The 17,318-nt window shown below is 43.3% G+C and carries 17 protein-coding genes; 10 read left to right on the forward strand and 7 right to left on the reverse strand.

The window, feature by feature from the left end:
- Positions 1–106 precede the first annotated feature (106 nt).
- Positions 107–835 (forward strand): RAD55 family ATPase, encoded by a 729-nt coding sequence (locus J2755_RS05465; protein ID WP_209680753.1) that lies wholly within the window; start codon positions 107–109, stop codon positions 833–835.
- Positions 836–847: 12 nt separating this feature from the next.
- Here the strand turns inward: J2755_RS05465 and radB are convergent, their stop codons facing one another.
- A complete protein-coding gene (radB, locus tag J2755_RS05470) occupies positions 848–1,567 on the reverse strand; it encodes a DNA repair and recombination protein RadB (RefSeq protein ID WP_209680755.1) in 720 nt (239 codons plus the stop codon).
- A 258-nt stretch (positions 1,568–1,825) separates the two neighbouring features.
- On the opposite strand from radB, the gene J2755_RS05475 reads away from it, so the two are divergent.
- From J2755_RS05475 to J2755_RS05500, 6 genes are all read left to right on the forward strand, one after another.
- Positions 1,826–2,077: a glutaredoxin family protein gene (locus J2755_RS05475; RefSeq protein WP_209680757.1), complete on the forward strand. Its 252-nt coding sequence runs from the start codon at positions 1,826–1,828 to the stop codon at positions 2,075–2,077.
- 168 nt (positions 2,078–2,245) lie between these two features.
- Complete coding sequence (nrdD, locus tag J2755_RS05480) at positions 2,246–4,474, forward strand: anaerobic ribonucleoside-triphosphate reductase (protein ID WP_394357561.1); 2,229 nt, start codon at positions 2,246–2,248, stop codon at positions 4,472–4,474.
- Positions 4,452–5,264 (forward strand): anaerobic ribonucleoside-triphosphate reductase activating protein, encoded by an 813-nt coding sequence (locus J2755_RS05485; protein WP_209680762.1) that lies wholly within the window; start codon positions 4,452–4,454, stop codon positions 5,262–5,264. The genes nrdD and J2755_RS05485 overlap by 23 nt, the downstream gene beginning before the upstream one ends.
- A 57-nt stretch (positions 5,265–5,321) precedes the next feature.
- Positions 5,322–6,209, forward strand: coding sequence for a DUF4349 domain-containing protein (locus tag J2755_RS05490; protein ID WP_209680763.1), 888 nt, complete (start codon positions 5,322–5,324; stop codon positions 6,207–6,209).
- Between the two features lie 17 nt (positions 6,210–6,226).
- The gene (thiL, locus tag J2755_RS05495; RefSeq protein ID WP_209680765.1) at positions 6,227–7,219 is read left to right on the forward strand and encodes a thiamine-phosphate kinase; all 993 of its coding nucleotides are present in this window, start codon (positions 6,227–6,229) and stop codon (positions 7,217–7,219) included.
- A gap of 22 nt (positions 7,220–7,241) precedes the next feature.
- Positions 7,242–10,790 (forward strand): S-layer protein domain-containing protein, encoded by a 3,549-nt coding sequence (locus J2755_RS05500; RefSeq protein WP_209680767.1) that lies wholly within the window; start codon positions 7,242–7,244, stop codon positions 10,788–10,790.
- Positions 10,791–10,840: 50 nt separating this feature from the next.
- On the opposite strand, the gene J2755_RS05505 is transcribed toward J2755_RS05500, so the two are convergent.
- Positions 10,841–11,371 carry a helix-turn-helix domain-containing protein gene (locus J2755_RS05505; protein ID WP_209680769.1) on the reverse strand — a complete coding sequence of 177 codons (531 nt, stop codon included), beginning with the start codon at positions 11,369–11,371 and terminating at the stop codon, positions 10,841–10,843.
- A 169-nt stretch (positions 11,372–11,540) separates the two neighbouring features.
- Between J2755_RS05505 and J2755_RS05510 the strand changes: the two genes are divergently transcribed.
- The 3 genes from J2755_RS05510 (at position 11,541) to J2755_RS05520 (ending at position 14,162) form a co-directional block, all read left to right on the forward strand.
- Positions 11,541–12,542 carry an ABC transporter substrate-binding protein gene (locus J2755_RS05510; RefSeq protein ID WP_209680770.1) on the forward strand — a complete coding sequence of 334 codons (1,002 nt, stop codon included), beginning with the start codon at positions 11,541–11,543 and terminating at the stop codon, positions 12,540–12,542.
- Positions 12,543–12,618: 76 nt separating this feature from the next.
- A complete protein-coding gene (locus J2755_RS05515; protein WP_209680771.1) occupies positions 12,619–13,404 on the forward strand; it encodes an ABC transporter permease in 786 nt (261 codons plus the stop codon).
- Positions 13,404–14,162 carry an ABC transporter ATP-binding protein gene (locus tag J2755_RS05520; RefSeq protein WP_209680772.1) on the forward strand — a complete coding sequence of 253 codons (759 nt, stop codon included), beginning with the start codon at positions 13,404–13,406 and terminating at the stop codon, positions 14,160–14,162. Before J2755_RS05515 ends, J2755_RS05520 begins: the two co-directional genes overlap by 1 nt.
- Before the next feature lie 8 nt (positions 14,163–14,170).
- Here the strand turns inward: J2755_RS05520 and J2755_RS05525 are convergent, their stop codons facing one another.
- From J2755_RS05525 to J2755_RS05545, 5 genes are read right to left on the reverse strand one after another with little or no spacing between them, the layout of a single operon-like run.
- The gene (locus J2755_RS05525; RefSeq protein WP_209680773.1) at positions 14,171–14,602 is read right to left on the reverse strand and encodes a polymer-forming cytoskeletal protein; all 432 of its coding nucleotides are present in this window, start codon (positions 14,600–14,602) and stop codon (positions 14,171–14,173) included.
- A gap of 59 nt (positions 14,603–14,661) precedes the next feature.
- Complete coding sequence (locus J2755_RS05530; protein ID WP_209680774.1) at positions 14,662–15,384, reverse strand: prenyltransferase/squalene oxidase repeat-containing protein; 723 nt, start codon at positions 15,382–15,384, stop codon at positions 14,662–14,664.
- Complete coding sequence (locus J2755_RS05535) at positions 15,381–16,079, reverse strand: DUF169 domain-containing protein (protein ID WP_209680775.1); 699 nt, start codon at positions 16,077–16,079, stop codon at positions 15,381–15,383. Before J2755_RS05535 ends, J2755_RS05530 begins: the two co-directional genes overlap by 4 nt.
- Positions 16,080–16,102: 23 nt before the next feature.
- Positions 16,103–16,942, reverse strand: a complete 840-nt coding sequence (locus J2755_RS05540; RefSeq protein ID WP_209680776.1) for an Mrp/NBP35 family ATP-binding protein — start codon at positions 16,940–16,942, stop codon at positions 16,103–16,105.
- A complete protein-coding gene (locus J2755_RS05545) occupies positions 16,939–17,265 on the reverse strand; it encodes a DUF134 domain-containing protein (RefSeq protein ID WP_245312723.1) in 327 nt (108 codons plus the stop codon). The genes J2755_RS05540 and J2755_RS05545 overlap by 4 nt, the downstream gene beginning before the upstream one ends.
- Positions 17,266–17,318 lie beyond the last annotated feature (53 nt).

The following is a 17,318-nucleotide window of genomic DNA, read 5'->3' on the forward strand; positions in this document are numbered from 1 at the left end:
TTTTTTATATCAGTACTGACCTATTTTCAATAAGGGGTTCTGAGAGCGAAAAAGGCGTCTACTGCCCTCTTTTATATATTACTTTAATTTTATAAGGTGTTCCAAAATGGAAGAAACAAATATTCCAGAGCGTGTTCCAACCGGTATAAGCGGTCTTGATGAGATGTTGCATGGTGGTTACTTTAAAGGAGCCGTTAATGTTGTTTCAGGAGGTTCAGGTACGGGGAAGACTATTTTTGGTTCCCAGTTCCTGTATGAAGGTGCACAAAAAGGCGAAAAGGTAATGTGTGTAATTACTTCTGAAGAATCCCATTCAATTGTACAGGAGATGAAAACTTCTTTCGGATGGGATTTTGCGGAACTTGAAGAAAAAGGTATAATCACTTTTGTAGATATTACTGATCCGGCCCTGAGGCTCCAGAAAAGTGTGGAAATCGCTCCTTCTGAATTGATAAAGAGCTTCAAGAAGCTTGTTGAAAGCAAGATTGAGGAATTGAAACCAGACCGTGTATTTATCGATTCAATTGAAGCACTGTTCCTTGCAATAGAATCAAATTACAAACTTCGCACTCACATTGATGATGTTTTCGGGGTTTTGCGCAAGCAAAATGTAACTTCAGTTATCACTGTGGGTAAGCTTTTCGGGCTTAATGAAATGGTGGAATATGGTGCTGATTCGGTTGTCAAGCTTGAGCGCGTTCGCACAGGAAATACGCTCCAGCGCTCCATTTATGTAATGAAAATGAGGGGATCAGGAACAATCAATGAAGTAAGGGTTTTGAACATATCCGATAGTGGAATGTCTGTGCTTGCCCAGTCTCCGTATCTGGAGTAAGCTTTCCCTTTTTTATTTTATTCCTTCTTCTGTAAGTGAAAACTCGCAGCCAATTCCTTCAGGTCTTGAGCGGTGCTTCCGGAGTATGGCGCTTCGTTTGTTTTTGTCCTCACGTTTGAATTCAATTATTGTTTTTGACATGTGGCCTATGGTGCTGCCACCGATGGGTTTCAACTCTCCGCTCTGTATGTCGGAATAAACCTGGTTTGTAATTACTACTACGATTCCCCTTTTCCGTGCAAGGCTGTGCAGATATCCTATTTGGTTTGCCAGTTCCCGGCGATTTCGGATGCTGTTTTCCTGATCTTCAAGACCGAATCGGTAGTATGAGGTCGCAGAGTCCACGATGATAAGGCCGATGTTTTCGGCACTTATTTTCTCAATTTCCCTTATTGCAGAGTATTGTTCCTCAAAGCTGTGAGGCTCATAAATAATAATATTTTGTGCAATTTTTTTTGCATTTTCGCCAGCAATCTGCCTGAATCTTTCAGGTGAAATTGCTTCGGTGTCTACGTAAATCGCCCTTTTTCCTCTCTTTACGCAGTTTACTGCAAGCTGGAGGCACAGGTTTGTTTTTCCGCTACCGGCTTCTCCGAATACCTGTGTTACAATCCCTTCTTCAAAACCTCCCCCTAGCATTTCATCAAGGGGCAAACAACCTGATTTCAAGAGTTTGTTTTCTATTATCGACACCTCTGGCGTTTGGGCTGAGGGGTAATTGGGATTGTTCATGTAATAAAGTTTTGGAATTCTTAGCAAAAAGCACCAGTTTATCCAGATCTGATCATACTATCTTTCTTTGTTATCAGATTGGATCATCTTTGCACTTGTTATGTATACAAATATGTGCTGAAAAAGCGTTATAAAGGAAGGTGCAGATATGTTAGGTTTACCCATTATGTAACTGTTGATCAGGGGGAATTGCTACGCTTTTAGCTGTGCTTTTCTTTCTGTATTAACTGATTTTGGGATTTGGAGGATGGAGCTACAATGCCTGATATCACTGTTTATACCACACAAACCTGCCCACGTTGTGTTCGCCTTAAGAAATTACTTGGTGAAAACAATATAGTGTATAATGAGGCGGACATGTCTACGCCGGAATCCCTGACCGAGCTTCGTATCAATGGTGTTTTCACCAATGAAGCCCCGGTGCTCCAGATTGATGATACATTTCTTACAGGTGATGATCTCTTTAGCGGCAATGATGTGAATACCGAAGCTTTCGGAGATCTGTTTTGAGGAGGTGAATTGTTTATGGATGCGATGACCAAGGAATCTGTTGAAGAAGTAAATGCCGCTGCCGAACTTTCTCCGGAAGAAAGCGTTTCAGAGGAAACCCTGTCAGTTGAGACTCAATTAAGCCACGGTCCTCTCCAGCAGACGCTGGATGGTGGATTTATTTCCACAATGCCAAAGGTGCGAACCACTGATGGCCATATGGTAGATTGGGATCGGAATATCGTGGTAAACCAGCTCATAAAGGAAACTATGCTGAGCGAGAGGTTCCATGACATTCCAGCTATTACAAAAGCGGAAGCTCTTGAAATTGCAAAAGAAACTGAGAGGCGTATACGCAGTATGAACCTCAAGTTCCTTTCAGGTCCTCTTATCCGTGAACTTGTAAACATGATTCTTCTTGAGAAAAACAAGATAGAATGGCGTAATGTTTCTACAAGGGTAGGTACGCCGGTTTATGATTCATGTGAAATTGATCTCGGTACCGGGTTTGAAGCAAATGAAAACGCAAACCTTCAGGAAAACGCCGAGACTTCCCACAAGAAAAAAGCCGATAAGATTTCAAAAGAACAGTATCTATTACTGCTTCCACCAAAGCTTGCTGATCTTCACCTTAATGGTGATTTCCACATCCACGATCTTGAATACATGGGAACACGAGCTTTCTGTCAGGATTGGGATTTGAGATATTTCCTTTATTACGGACTCATGCCTGATGGTTCAGGTTCCAAGGCAAGTGTTGCAGGTCCGGCCATGAAAGCTGAGGTTGCAGTTCTCCATGCTGTGAAAGCCCTTGGTAGTGCCCAGACTAACTTTGCAGGCGGGCAGGGTTTCTATAATTTCCTTACATTCCTCGCTCCTCACTTTGAAGGTAAGCCTTACAAAGAGATTGAACAGCTCATGCAGATGTTTGTCTATGAGATGACCCAGATGATGGTAGCTCGTGGCGGACAGCTTGTGTTCTCTTCAGTCCAGTTGTCTCCAGGCGTACCAAAACTCTGGAAAGACAAACCTGTGGTTTACCGCGGAAAGATCTGGGATGGAACCGATGGAAGCGAGAAAAGAGTTTACGGCGATTTTGAGCGTGAAGTACGCCTCGGATTCAAGGCTCTTATGAATGTCATGCTTGAAGGTGACTACTGGGGCAAACCGTTCAATTTCCCCAAACCCGAGATTTCCATTGAACCGGATTTCATGGAAGAGGACGAGATGTTCAACCGGGCTCACCCCGAACTTCCAACATACGATGAACTTTATACTCTCACATTTGAACTGGCTGCCAAGTACGGAACTCCGTACTTTGACAACCAGCTTCCGGCATACCGTGGAGCAGGTAACGGAATTTCATGTTACCAGTGCTGTGCCTATCAGTTCTCCGCAAACGAGGATGACGATGATCACTTTGACGACAAACTATACTTCAAAGACGGTGCACACTTTTCCATGGGATCATGGCAGGTCGTTTCACTGAACTGCCCCAGAGCCGCCTATGAAGCTAAAGGTGATGACGAGGAACTCTACGGAAGGCTCAAACACCTGATGGATATGGCAGTGGAAGTTTACCATACCAAGGTAAAATGGATGACTCCTATCATCGAATCCGGTAGGATGCCTTTTGCAACACAGCAACCCAAAGATCCTTTGACAGGTGACAAAGGTGCTGTAGCAGTTGATCTCGACAGTCTTGTGTTCACTATTGGTGTTGTCGGAATCAGTGAAATGGTCCAGTATCATACCGGCTCTCAGATTCATGAGTCCAAGGACTCTTTCAAGGTTGCAGTACGCGCCATGACTGAAATGGAAATGTATGCAAGAGAACTTTCACAGAAACATGGTGTTGAAATTGCCCTCGCAAGAACTCCTGCTGAAACCACAGGACAAAGATTTGGTGTTTCTGATCTTCTGCATGAGGAATACCGTGAGCAGGCAAAAGCTGTGCTTAAGGGGGACATTGAGGTTGCTTTGAGGGATATAAAGAAATCCCGCAATCTTCCGGTATACTACACAAACGGCACTCATGTGCCGCCGGGAGCCAATATCCCACTGACTGAAAGGATCAAGTATGAGCATGTATTCTTCCCGATTGTAGATGGTGGAAATATCATGCACATATGGCTTGGTGAAGGAGCTCCTGATGCAAAAGGTCTTAAGGAATTTGCCATGAACCTTTCACGCAACACGCAAACCGGTTATTTTGCCTTTACCAAGGATATGACGGTTTGCCTGAATGACTTCCATATGATGTCAGGGCTGAAGGGTTGCTGCGATAATTGTGGTTCTGCCAATATCGAGCAACTTTCCCGTGTGACTGGATACATACAATCTGTAAGCGGTTGGAATGCTGCAAAGCAACAGGAACTTGCGGATCGGATGCGCTATGGATCCCCTGACATGCAATGATTGCACAACTGTAAATTTCGGGGATTCTATTCCCCTTTCTACTTTAGACTGGCCGGGGCGGGCGTCGGTGGTATTCTTCCTCCGTGGATGCCCTTATCGCTGCCCTTACTGCCAGAACTATTCGATATTAAGTGGTTCTGATCCGGTTGATTTCAGCCGGATTGAGCAGCTTATTGAATCTTCAAGGCTTTTTGTAAGTACGGTTATTTTTTCAGGAGGCGAACCCCTTCAGCAAAAGGATGCAATTCTTGCATTATGCTCCCTTGTAAAAGATCTGGGTCTGGATGTTGGGATTCATACCAATGGGGCTTATCCGGATGTGCTTGAAGAACTTTGCAAACGAAAGCTTGTGGATGGCGTATTCATAGATGTTAAAGCCCCTCTTAATGATCCTGAGTCGTATGGGAGGATGATAGGTTCGGAAAAACCTTCAGTAACTATCCTTCCGGATGAAGTGACGGAAAAGGTTCGGGAATCCATTGAAATAGCAGTAAAATATGGTGTATTGGAAGAATTGAGAACCACTGTTTTACCTCAGCACATGGATTCTCCTGAGGAGATCAGATCGATTGTATATTCCATTGCTCCTTTTCTGGAAATCTCAAAAGTTCCCTATGTTGTACAACAGGGTCTTCCCGGTAATACCGGTGACAGGATATTGAAAGAACTGTCTCCTCTTTCAAGAGAATCGTTGCTGATGCTGTCCAAGCCCTCTCTTGATGTCGGTGTAGAAATATATGTTCGTACTCGGGAGAAAGGTTCTGAGCGGATTAGCTTCGAAACCATTTGAAGTTTAAGCAATGACTTTATATGTTTGGAAACATACACCTGTATGTAGGTGTATACAATGAAATACAATAGTATAACTCTTGTCTTTTTACTGTTGGTATTTTCAATAATGTCAGCGGGATGTCTCTCTCTGGATGAAGATTCTTATTCTTTGTCAGAGAAGCAGATTGTTGGGGTTCCGGACTACAGGAATGATCTTGCTTATGAGGAAGCAGTTGCCTTTGATACGTCCTCCGGAGTGGCGGTTGAATTTGAGGATATTGAGTCTTCAGAAACCAAAACCACTGAAAGGCAGGTCATAAAAACCGTAGATATGTCTTTACAGGTTGACAATGCCAGTAGTGCCGCGGAAGCACTTGGGGATATTGCTGCTTCATATGATGGTTATGTTTCATCTTCTTCTGTTTACGATAGCTATTATTATGAAAGCGATGTGCGCAAACAGGGATACGTCAATCTTCGCATTCCCGCAGATAAACTCGACGACGCGCTTGATGAAATAAAGGTTCTTGGGGAAATCCAATCTGAGAGCAGTTCCGCACAGGATGTTACTGAAGAATACATCGATCTGAATGCAAGGCTTTCAAACCTTGAAAAGCAGGAAACAAGGTTGCTGGAAATCCTTGACATGGCCTCGTCCGTTCAGGATGTTCTGGAGGTTGAGAAAGAGCTTGGACGTGTGAGGGGTGACATCGAAAGTCTTCAGGGAAGATTGAATTACCTGAACAGCAGGATTGACATGGCGACAGTAAACGTGTTCCTTACAGAGCCTGCTCCAATAGGGGGCTCCCTTGGAATCAGGGATGCAATCTCGGATGCAGTTCAGGGATTCATACTGTCTGTCAGGGGAATAATAGTCTTCGTAGGTTATGCTCTCCCGATTATAATTGTGCTTTCAATTGCAGGTGGAGCTATCATACTGGCGGCTCGCAGGAAGAAAAAATAAGCTTTCAGGAGTATTATATGGGTGAAGAGTTGATCAGGGACATTGATGAGAGGGAATTCATCAAGCGACTTGTTGGGATACTTGGGAGTGACGACAAAGGTGTCGTTGTCGGTGCAGGGAAAGATGACTGTGCTATCCTTGAAATCGGTGATGAATCTCTTGTTGTGACCACGGACATGCTTCACAGGAAAACAGATTTTCCGCCAGGTATGTCTGCCCGGCAGATTGGCTGGATGGCTGCTGCGGTGAATTTCAGCGATATCGCTGCAATGGGGGCTAAGCCCATTGGACTGCTTGCAGCAGTGGGTTATCCTCCTGATATGCCCTACAAAGAAGCCGCAGAAATATCAAAGGGAATGCGGGATTGCGCTTCCTTTTGCGGGACTTCTGTGATTGGTGGTGACGTAGATATCCATGACGAACTGACAATTACAGGAACTGCCTTTGGAAAATCCGACGGAGTGCAACTCCTGCGTCGCAGTGGTGCAAAGGAAGGTGATCTTGTATGCGTTACCGGAACCCTTGGGGGTGCAGGTGCAGCTTTACAGGCATTGTTGGAGGATATGAACGTTGATTCCGAATTCCTGAAAGCCCTATTTGAGCCGATTCCACGAATAGCGGAAGGGCGAAAACTTGCAGAAAGTGGCTTTGTGACTTCTGCGATGGATACAAGTGATGGCCTGGCGATGTCCCTCTACGATCTGGCTGAAACCAGTAATGTGGGGTTTAAAATTTATGAATCCAGTTTACCTATTGATGAACGTGTGAAGCAGATTGCTTCCAATTCTTCCGATGAACTTGAACTTGCACTCTACTCTGGTGGAGACTTTGAACTCCTTTTCACCGTTAACCCGGAGAGAGTCAAATCGTTACATGGCGAATCTTATTTAACTGTTGTAGGTGAAGTTGTAGGTTATGAAAGGGGAGTATCCCTTATTACTGGAAACAATGAAAACCTTGCTATAAATCGAAAAGGTTATTTACACATGAAATCATCTGGTGAAATATGAACGGATTAATGGAGATTATAGTATGAATTCTAATTTGCAAAAAGCATTGATTTTTTTACTAATTGTCGGATTTGGTTGTGGGGTGGCTACGGCAGCTGCTCCAATAATTTCAGGCATTGACGACTCGGATGTTGATTTCAACAGTGCCACCATTGAGTTCACTGTAGACCAAAACAATGCTACTACTCAGGTAGCTTATAGTATCAATTCGGATCTTTCCTCAGCTACTTGGACTACAAATACTACCTCTGGAGGAAACGATCGTAGTGTTTTACTTCCAGGTTTAACCGAGGATACTACATATTATTATTCGATCTATGCCTATAATACTTCTAATGTAAGTGAATTTACAAATTCAACGATCGACAATTTTGACACTTTAACTCCTACAGCTCCAACTATTTCAAGTGTTTCAGTTGTAGATATTACTGCTACAACTGCTGACGTTGAATTTGATATAAGTGCGAATCCAGATGCAGACAACAAGGTTGTTTACAGCGAAAATTCTGATCTGTCTGCTCCGTTCCCTGCAAAATGGGATAACGGCACAGGTAGCCAAAGTGTTTCTCTCACAGGTTTGACTGAAGGTACAACTTACTATTATCAGATTTCCTCTAACAACACTTTTAACTCAAGTTTGTCAGATAACACGACAATTCTTAGTTTTCAGACTGTGACTCCAACTGCACCTCTTATTGAAAATGTTGAAGATAAGAATGTTGAAGGTACCAGTGCGACTATTGAATTTGATGTAAATCAGAGTGATGCTAAGACTCAGGTCGCTTACAGTACATCTTCAAACCTTTCATCTCCAAGCTGGACTGCAAATGTTACTTCAGGAAGTTCTCGTACAGTTTCTCTTTCCAGTCTAAGTGGGGAAACTACCTACTATTACAGTGTTTTCGCTTATAACGCCAGTAACAACAGTGTCTATAGCAATTCTACAATTGCCAGTTTCACAACCCTTTCATCATGGGGTAATCGTATCTGGGATGAAAACGAAGGTTTGTCAAATCCTTATACTTGGGACGCTAAAAGTTTCTCAGGATTCTTCTATGATCTTGATACAGGTGACACATCCGAAAGTATGACTATTACAATTGATGTTTCCGGTCGTGAAATTAAGGATGGGGACCTTGTTTACACTGCAATCCCAATTACAACAGAGTTTGAATACAGTGGCTGGGATGATTATGATGTGATCGGTTTCATGGCCGAGAAATATTTTGCAGGCTATAACAATACAGACACGTCTATAATCGATTCCGACCTAAGTCTCATGGAAGAAGGTATCCTTGCCAAAGTCCTTATTGACACGGACGATGATGAGTCAATTTATTCCGGTTCTTCTCTCATACTTGAAGATGGTTATGCCCTTAACATTCAGCAAGTTGATGTTAATGGGGATAGTGTTTGGATGAGCCTTACCAAAGATGGCGATGAAATAGATGACGACATCTTGTCCGCAGGTGAGACTTACGTTTACACGAAAGATATGGGTGGCGTTGATGATGTTCCTATAATTGCTGTGCATTTTGATGAAGTATTCAGTGGTACTGAAACTAATGCAGTATTTGTGGATGGTATTTTCCAGATATCCGATGAATACACCGAAATTGATCGCGGTGATGAGTTTGGAAAGATGGAAATTACTGATGTAGATGACGATATAATTGAAATGGAAAATGAAGATGACATTGATCTCGATGAAGGCGACATAATTGAGATTATGGGCAAACTTAACATTATAGTTGCTGATGACAGCGTTCTTCGTTTTGCTCCATTTGTGGATATGTCCGAACCGGGTACTTACGAATTGAGAGGTACCATTGCTACTGAAAATGATGGGGAATTTACTTGGACTCCGTTGAATTTTGAGGGTTTCTATTATGACATAGATGAAGGTCTAAGAAGTGAAACATTGAAAATAGATGCTTCTGGTGGTCGAAATCTTGAAGGTGATGATGTTACTTACACAGCAGTGCCTGTAACTGTCGAATTTGAACATTCCCAATGGGGTGATTATAAGGTAATCGGTTTCATGGCCGAGAAATACTTTGCAGCATTCGTTGATGATCCTTCTAATGACTGGGACGATGATGCCATTAGTCTTATGCAGGAAGGGCAGCTTTCTAAAGTTCTTATCGATGACGATGATGACAGATCGGTATACACCGGTTCTTCCCTTATTCTTGAAGAAGGGTATACTCTCAACATCAAGGAGGTCAATGTAAACGGTGACAGTGTATGGCTCGAGTTGACCAAAGATGGCGATGAAGTTGAGGAAAAAATCATCTCTGCAAATGATGATTTTGTCTATGTTGATGATGTCAGTGGTGTTGACGATGTTCCATTGATAGTCGTACACTTTGACGAGGTATTCAGTGGTACTGAAACAAGTGCTGTATTTGTTGAAGGTATTTTCCAGATTTCAGATGACTTCGTTGAAATTGAGAAGGGCGATGATTACGGTAAAATGACTATTGATGATGTTGGTCCAAGTAGCATAGAGATGGAACTTGATGACGACATCGAACTTGATGATGGGGACACCATTGAACTTATGGGTGATATACAGATCAAAGTTGCCGACGACAACACTTTGAGATACTACCCATTCGTTGAAGTGGAAACCAAACCATCTGAATCTCTTAATCTCGACATTGAACCTACAACAGTACTTGAAGATGACGAAGTTCTCTTCACAGTAACTTCCCGTGGTTCTTCTGTAAGGGATGCAATTATTCTTGTGGATGGCGTTGAAGTTGGTGACACTGACAGGGAAGGAACATTCGAATACGAATTCGATGATGAAGGCACATACACAATTACTGCTGAAAAGGAAGGCTTTACTTCAGATGAAGGTAAAGTAGAGGTCATTTCACCAGAGGATGAAAGCAAGAAGATAACTATTGAAGTTTCTCCTGAGGAAATCTTTGAGGGTACTCCAATAACCATCTCAGTCCTCAAGGCGATTGGTTCTGAGCCAATTGAGGGTGCGGAAGTCTACTTTGACAGCAAGCTTCTTGGTGAAACCGACGATGACGGAACTATCAGCTACAATCCAAAAGAGCCCGGAATGCATAAGATAAAGGCCACAATCTCAGGTCTGCTTGATTCCGAGCTGAACATTCAGGTTCAGGAACTTGCTGCAAACTTCGTGTTCAGTGAGTTTGAGTTCTCTTCCAACCCTGCAAAGGTTAACAAGGAAGTAACGATTTCTCTGAATGCTGTGAATGACGGCTATGCTGAGGGCAGCTACACAGTGGAGCTTTCTGTTAACAATGAAGTCCTGGACAGTGAGGAAATCACTCTTGCAGTAAACGATTCTACAGAGATTGAATTGACCTTTACTCCTGAGGCAGAAGGTACTTACTTCGTTGAAGCAGGTGGTTTCTCCGAAACCCTTGAAGTTGAGAAAGGAATTGGTCTTATCTGGTATGCAGCTGGTGCAGGTGCCCTTGCCCTTGCCGGAGGTGCAATCTATCTCTTTACTCAGGGTGGCGGTGCTGCAGGACTTAATGGAGCAATTGAATCCATTAAGGAAATGATCAGCGGACTGAGAAAATAAACTATACAGAAACAAAAGCTTGTGCCCGAAAGGGCACAACAAATTCTTTTTTATTCTTCAATTTCAACCTTGCGGGCTACGTTTTCAATAGCTTCCACAAGACTGTTTTTTGGCATAATTGTTGAAACAGGAATACGCAGTATTTTTTCGACGGTTGGGCTTACGATTGGAGCACAAACAAGTGCCTTTGCGCCTTCCCGTTCTGCCCTCACAGCTGCTATTATTGCTTCTTCCATTGTCGTAGCTGAATATTCCCGGATTGTACAGAGATTGCCGCAGATTTTCTTTTTTGTTTCATTTATGTTGTCAAGCACGGGTCTGGCAGCGATTACGGCTATAAAATCTCCTTTTTCCTGTCCTTCGATTTTGCGTATAGTCTTCACAATTTGCCTTATCGTACGCAGATTTGGTTCCCTGTTTCCGGACATGAGTTTGTACAGGGTACTTGGAGGAATTCCTGAATGCTCTGAAAATTCGATTGCTGTAAGGCCCAGATCCTCTTTGATAACTTTGAGTAAGGTTTGCTGGAAGGCTTCATCTGACTCAAATGCAGCTTCAATAACCTTGTTTGAAGTACTCATTTTGTACAATCTCCTTTGATATAGTTTACTACAAGGAAATATTATATTACAAATTATCACTATTGGGTTAAATAATTATGTTTTACGGCAAAGTATAAATTTAATGCTTCCAGATTGCAAATTGATATCTATAATCTATATAGAATTCATATGTTTTGGAGGTATGAATATGAAGAAACTTCAATTAATTTTACTCATTTCATTCGTAATCGCTGGTATTGTATTGATTTCCGGTTGCGTTTCCCCGGAAGAAGGCGAAGAATCGGTAGTTGAAGAGATCAATTTTGGTTACCAGCCAAGCACTCACCAGATTGCATACATGACTGCCTACGAAAAAGGATGGTGGGCTGAGGATCTTGCACCCTTTGGTGTAACTACCATTAATGAATTTGAATTCCCCACAGGTGCTCCTGAGATGCAGTCCATGCTTGCAGGAGATCTTGATATAGCATATGTCGGAGCTGCACCATTTATCGCGGCATTGGGCAGCGGTCTTGATGCTAAGGTTGTTGCCGGGGTAAATTCTCAGGGCTCTGATCTTGTGCTGTTGACTGATATCCCTTATGAATCTCCTGAAGATCTTAAAGGGCTCACAATTGCAACTTTCCCTCCGGGGACAATTCAGGATACCATTCTGCGCAACTGGCTGATTGAGAACGGCTTGGAACCTGATGCTGATGTTATCATAAAATCCATGGGTCCGGGCGATGCTATTGCTGCAATCTCCGCAGCCCAGATTGATGGGGCATTCCTTCCACACCCTGCACCTGCGCTTATTGAAGCAGAGGGTACTGGCAGATCTGTCGTTGCTTCCGGAGTGATAATGCCAGAGCATGCCTGTTGTGTGATGGTTGTAAGTGGTGACCTGATTCGCAACAATCCTGAAATGGTCACACAGATTGTGAAAACACATATCAAGGCAAATGACTTCAACCTTGAGAACAAGGAAGAAGCAGCCCAGATATTCGCTGACAAACAAGGCTGGGATGTCAATATTGTTCGCGCTTCCCTTGACGAGTGGGATGGACAGTGGATTGCAGATCCAAACATCATTGTGGAATCAACTGTGGATTATGCAGAAGTACAGCATGAGCTGGGCTACATTGAAGTTGAGTTGACTCAGGATGACATCTTTGACCTGAGTTTTTATGAAGCTGCAACTGAAGAATGATGGCAACATACATTAATGAGCTATACATAATAAGACCCGGAAGCGGGGAAAATTTGTCCGCTTTCGGGAGGAATTTATGAAATCCCCGAAGAGTCGTTTCGAAGGCAAAGGAATTGAGATAATATCTCTTTTCGTAGCAATTGCAATCTGGCAATTAATTGCGGATTTCGTAATTCAGCGAAAGCTCATTCTTCCAAGTTTTACTGATGTTTTCATCGCTTTTGTTGATATAATTCAGAGTGGTGTTTTCTTTACGGATTTACTCACGAGTCTGCTACATTTCGGAATCGGTTTATTTGCGGCCCTGCTCATTGGCATTCCGATTGGAGTTGCAATGGGCTGGTTCAAATACGTTGACAAGGCGATTGATCCCCTTATTGAAATTGTGCGTCCGATTCCACCGCTTGCATGGATTCCCTTTGCCATTGTCTGGTTTGGGCTTACAAATATATCTGCAGGTTTTGTTATCTTTGTAGGAGCTGTATTTCCAATAGTTATCAACACGGTTTCCGGTTTCAAAGGAGTTCCAAAAGTTTATGTGGAAGCTGCAAGAGTGCTGGGATGTATGAATGACAGATCCTTGATCCGTCATGTTGCATTGCCATCCTCCTTCCCTTCAATTGCTGCTGGTATCAGGATTGCAATGGGTGTCGGATGGATGTGTCTTGTGGCTGCAGAGATGTTCGGTGTGAGCAGCAGCGGTCTGGGATACAAAATCTGGTGGCACTATTATCTCCACCAGATGGACTATGTGCTTGTCTACATGCTGATACTTGGTTTCCTCGGACTGGTGATTGACCGTATTTTCAGATGGTATGTCGATGGTAAAATCCTGAAATGGCGTAAAGGAGTTGTTGTCTGATGGGCCAGCTTTCAATCGAACACATTTCGCAGTCATTTGAGAAAGACAGTGGTGAATCCACCAATGCCCTTGAAGACGTAAATCTTGAGATAAAAGACAGGGAATTTATTTGTCTTATAGGGCCTTCTGGATGTGGAAAAACCACTTTGCTGCGTATTATAGCAGGGCTTGACATACCTGACTCTGGTCGTGTAACCCTTGACGGCGATGAAATCACGGTTCCTGATCCTCGAAGGGGGATGGTTTTTCAGGAATATTCGCTTTTTCCATGGAAAACAGTTATTGAAAACATTACTTTCGGAATGGAACTGCAGGGTGCTCCAAAGGAAGAAATATCCAGAACTGCAGAAGAATACCTTAAGATGGTTGGTCTTGAACAATTCAGGGATAGTTATCCTTATGAATTGTCAGGTGGGATGCGGCAAAGGGTTGCTATTGTAAGGGCACTTGCAAATGATCCTTCCGTCTTACTCATGGACGAACCTTTTGGTGCACTTGATGCCCAGACGCGGAATACCTCACAGCAGGAATTACTCCAGATATGGGAGAAAAAGAAAATAACAATTCTTTTTGTAACTCACAGCGTAGATGAAGCTGTTTATCTTGCAGACAGGATTGTGGTTATGTCAGCAAGACCTGGAAGGGTTAAGGAAATGGTAAAAGTAGATCTTCCAAGACCCCGGGATCGCACAAGCCGCCAAGCTAATGAACTTCGCAATTCCCTTCTTGGGAAGCTTGCAGAAGAGCGCAAAAAATGATTTCTGATTTAATCGGATCGAACCACTACGCGGGTTCCGGATTCAATTTCCCCGATGTGGACTTTGCCGACAAGTTCAAGTTCCCTGTCAGCTTTTGCAAATTTTATTTTGCATCCGGGCCTGATTTTCATCTGGCCTCCACAGGTCGCAGATCCTCCAATAATGGCTCCATCAAGCAAAATAGCCTCATCCTCTGCGTGCAGATTCCCGGTGATTTCACTCCCTGGGCCGAGAAGAATGCGCGTTGCTTTTAAATCCCCACGGACAATTGTTCTTTTCCCAAGTTCAACTGTGCCTGTAGCGCTCAGAGACTTCCAGAAATTGGATAACGCTCCTGCAATCAGGTTTCCATCCACCCTGATTTCATCTTTAAAATAGGATCTCTTCTCTGCAATATACGTATTTGATTCAGGATGATATTTCAGGAAATTGTCTTCCATTATTCCCCTCACTTATAACATATTCCGATTTCCTTTATAAAAACTGCTATTAGGTATTGTTATTGTATTTTTGCAAAGCAAGCAAGAACCATTGCAGTTGTGTTTTTTCTCTTTTCCCCTTTGCCCCATGAACCATCAGGATTTTGCCTTCCAACCAGCCATTCTGCGGAAGGGTTTATTGCATCATTATGCCCTGAGTTGATAAGCGCATCAATGACAATAGTTGTTGTGGCAATGTATTTCCATCCGCCTTTGACATCTTCATTGTCAAGCAACCATTGAACCCGCTGGCTGATAAAATCGTTGTAAATGTTGGTATTTCCTGTTTTTCCCTGTTTTACAAGGGCTGTGATTATCAAAGAAATAGTTCCGGGATGTTCCCACCCGGAAGAAAAATTGTCCAGAAGCCAATTACATCCTATGGGATTATAGTAGCCAGCATTCGCAAGAGCTGTGAGGGCATATGCCGTGTCGTAGATGTCATCTGTCCCCCATGATCCATTCTGGTTTTGCTGCTCTTTTATCCAGATTTCGGATTCTGAAAATTTAGTCCCTGCAATGGATGCAGAAGTAAGTACCCTTGCGATATCCCTGACATTTTGCTTCAGAGGCTCCTGCAAAACATTGTTCAGGAAATCAATCCATTTATTCTCTTTTTTCCAGAGCGTATATGCAAGGGAGAAGCGACTGATCTCTTTTAGATCATCAGGATGCTGCTGCTCCAGCCAGATGAACCCTTTTTTTGCAGCGTCTTCAATTTCGGTCACAATTGTCCATCTCATTTTCCGCGAGCTTTTTCCATAGGTCCTTTATGCATTTCTTCCAGGTTTTTCACAACTTCTGGCAATTCCTTGAATGGAATTCCGGCTAACATCTCATCAGTTTGTATGTCTGTGGCTTTGCGGCATCCAAAGCATCCCATTGACAGATTTATCTTACCTGTCACAAGGGGTATCAGGGTCGCATCAACACATGTTGCCTGGAACGGAGCCGTACTCATTTCTACGCGTCCTCCGTTTTCATAAGTAGTTGCAGGAATCAGCCAATAAAGGGTTTCAGGCTCGTCTACAATGATGACGACATCAGGTTCAAAGTCGGCCGTCTTTAGGGGGGAAACAATTGTTGCAATCACTGAGCCTTCTTCAAGCTCGACACGTTCTTCCATGGTCTTTGAAGCTGCTGTCTCACTTTTGAACATTCCGAGATTGTAGTGGAACGTTCCCTTCCTTACTTTTTCAGGGGTTGGCAGTAGTCCGAGGCTGGAACCACCGACAACACAGGCATGCATTTCTGCCGGGATAACAAATCCTTCTCCCTTGCGAGCTCGCATTATGGATTGGCAGTGCCTGAGTTTTTGAGACGGGATATCAAACAAATCCGGAATTCTTTCTCCTTTGTGTATTAACTTCACAGCTACTGGTTCATACCTTAAGTCAAGTATATCCTTAAGCTTGTTACTGATTTGCTTGTTATCCACTTAACTAACCCCCATTAAAAGACTCACTTTTTATTGGTGAAATTCTCAACAGCATCGACAATGTCATCAAAGCCCTTACTCCATTTGGAGTCCATTTCTTCAACATAGACCTTCCCGGCATCGCTGGTTGCTGATATTTCAGGCTCAATTGGAAGTGCCGCAAGAATCTTTATGTTAAAATCTTCAGCAGCTTTTTCAATGCTTCCACGTCCGAAAATATCAATTTCTTTTCCACAATCGGGGCAAATAACACCACTCATATTTTCAACAAGGCCTATAACAGGGACATTGAGCATGTCTGCAAATTTGAGAGATTTGCGCACGCTTGTGAGAGCAACGTCCTGTGGGGTTGTGACTACAACAGATCCATCAACTTTTCCTATAAGCTGGACTATACTCAGTGGTTCATCTCCGGTTCCCGGTGGAAGATCAATAATCAGGTAATCCAGTACTCCCCAGTCAACTTCTTCAAGGAATTGTTTGATTGCTGCCATCTTGGCAGGTCCTCTCCATACGATTGGCGAATCCTGATTATCAAGGAGGAGGCCAATGGACATCACTTTCAGGTTTTCAGAGACCTTTACCGGCTCAATTCCCTTCTCACCGACCGTTGGACGCTGATCTTCAATGCCAAACATCGTTGGGATTGTAGGTCCGTGAATATCTCCATCCAGAAGACCCACCTTTTTGCCTTTCCTTGCAAGGAATGCAGCCAGATTAGCGGAAACCGTGCTTTTCCCGACTCCTCCCTTGCCACTCATAACCATTATTTTGCTCCTTATTCCACGCAGGTTTGTGACAATTTTCGGTTCTTCGGGTTTAGCGCTCTTAAGGCTCTCGGATGATAGTATATTTGAACTCATGCTTTCTCTTCCTCAGCATTTTCTGTATAATTGTTAGTTGTATCAAGGATTTCGATCCCTTTTCCGGTAGAAAGGGCAAATGCCACTTTTGCTCTTGCATTTTGAAGGTCTTTCCAGAAAGCTCTCCGCGAAATTCCCATCTGGTTGGCTGCTTCTTCCTGATGAAGCCCCTCAACATCTACAAGTCGTAGAGCTTCAAGCTCCTCCAGTGCAAGCTCAACAGCCTCAATTTCCTTCATGGGGATGCCGCATGGTTTGAAGCACATTATGCGTGGTTTGCAACTGATTCTCCGGGGTGTTTTGGGTCTTCCTCTATATCCCATAATCAATCACCCATAGGCGAATAAATATATAAAAGATTCCCATCTGGTGTTCA

Source organism: Methanohalophilus levihalophilus, assembly GCF_017874375.1.
Lineage (GTDB): Archaea > Halobacteriota > Methanosarcinia > Methanosarcinales > Methanosarcinaceae > Methanohalophilus > Methanohalophilus levihalophilus.

Coding starts and splice junctions, on each gene's coding strand:
- J2755_RS05465 (WP_209680753.1), top strand. CDS start 107: ATGGAAGAAACAAATATTCCAGAGCGTGTTCCAACCGGTATAAGCGGT.
- radB (WP_209680755.1), bottom strand. CDS start 1,567: ATGAACAATCCCAATTACCCCTCAGCCCAAACGCCAGAGGTGTCGATA.
- J2755_RS05475 (WP_209680757.1), top strand. CDS start 1,826: ATGCCTGATATCACTGTTTATACCACACAAACCTGCCCACGTTGTGTT.
- nrdD (WP_394357561.1), top strand. CDS start 2,246: ATGCCAAAGGTGCGAACCACTGATGGCCATATGGTAGATTGGGATCGG.
- J2755_RS05485 (WP_209680762.1), top strand. CDS start 4,452: ATGGATCCCCTGACATGCAATGATTGCACAACTGTAAATTTCGGGGAT.
- J2755_RS05490 (WP_209680763.1), top strand. CDS start 5,322: ATGAAATACAATAGTATAACTCTTGTCTTTTTACTGTTGGTATTTTCA.
- thiL (WP_209680765.1), top strand. CDS start 6,227: ATGGGTGAAGAGTTGATCAGGGACATTGATGAGAGGGAATTCATCAAG.
- J2755_RS05500 (WP_209680767.1), top strand. CDS start 7,242: ATGAATTCTAATTTGCAAAAAGCATTGATTTTTTTACTAATTGTCGGA.
- J2755_RS05505 (WP_209680769.1), bottom strand. CDS start 11,371: ATGAGTACTTCAAACAAGGTTATTGAAGCTGCATTTGAGTCAGATGAA.
- J2755_RS05510 (WP_209680770.1), top strand. CDS start 11,541: ATGAAGAAACTTCAATTAATTTTACTCATTTCATTCGTAATCGCTGGT.
- J2755_RS05515 (WP_209680771.1), top strand. CDS start 12,619: ATGAAATCCCCGAAGAGTCGTTTCGAAGGCAAAGGAATTGAGATAATA.
- J2755_RS05520 (WP_209680772.1), top strand. CDS start 13,404: ATGGGCCAGCTTTCAATCGAACACATTTCGCAGTCATTTGAGAAAGAC.
- J2755_RS05525 (WP_209680773.1), bottom strand. CDS start 14,602: ATGGAAGACAATTTCCTGAAATATCATCCTGAATCAAATACGTATATT.
- J2755_RS05530 (WP_209680774.1), bottom strand. CDS start 15,384: ATGAGATGGACAATTGTGACCGAAATTGAAGACGCTGCAAAAAAAGGG.
- J2755_RS05540 (WP_209680776.1), bottom strand. CDS start 16,942: ATGAGTTCAAATATACTATCATCCGAGAGCCTTAAGAGCGCTAAACCC.
- J2755_RS05545 (WP_245312723.1), bottom strand. CDS start 17,265: ATGGGATATAGAGGAAGACCCAAAACACCCCGGAGAATCAGTTGCAAA.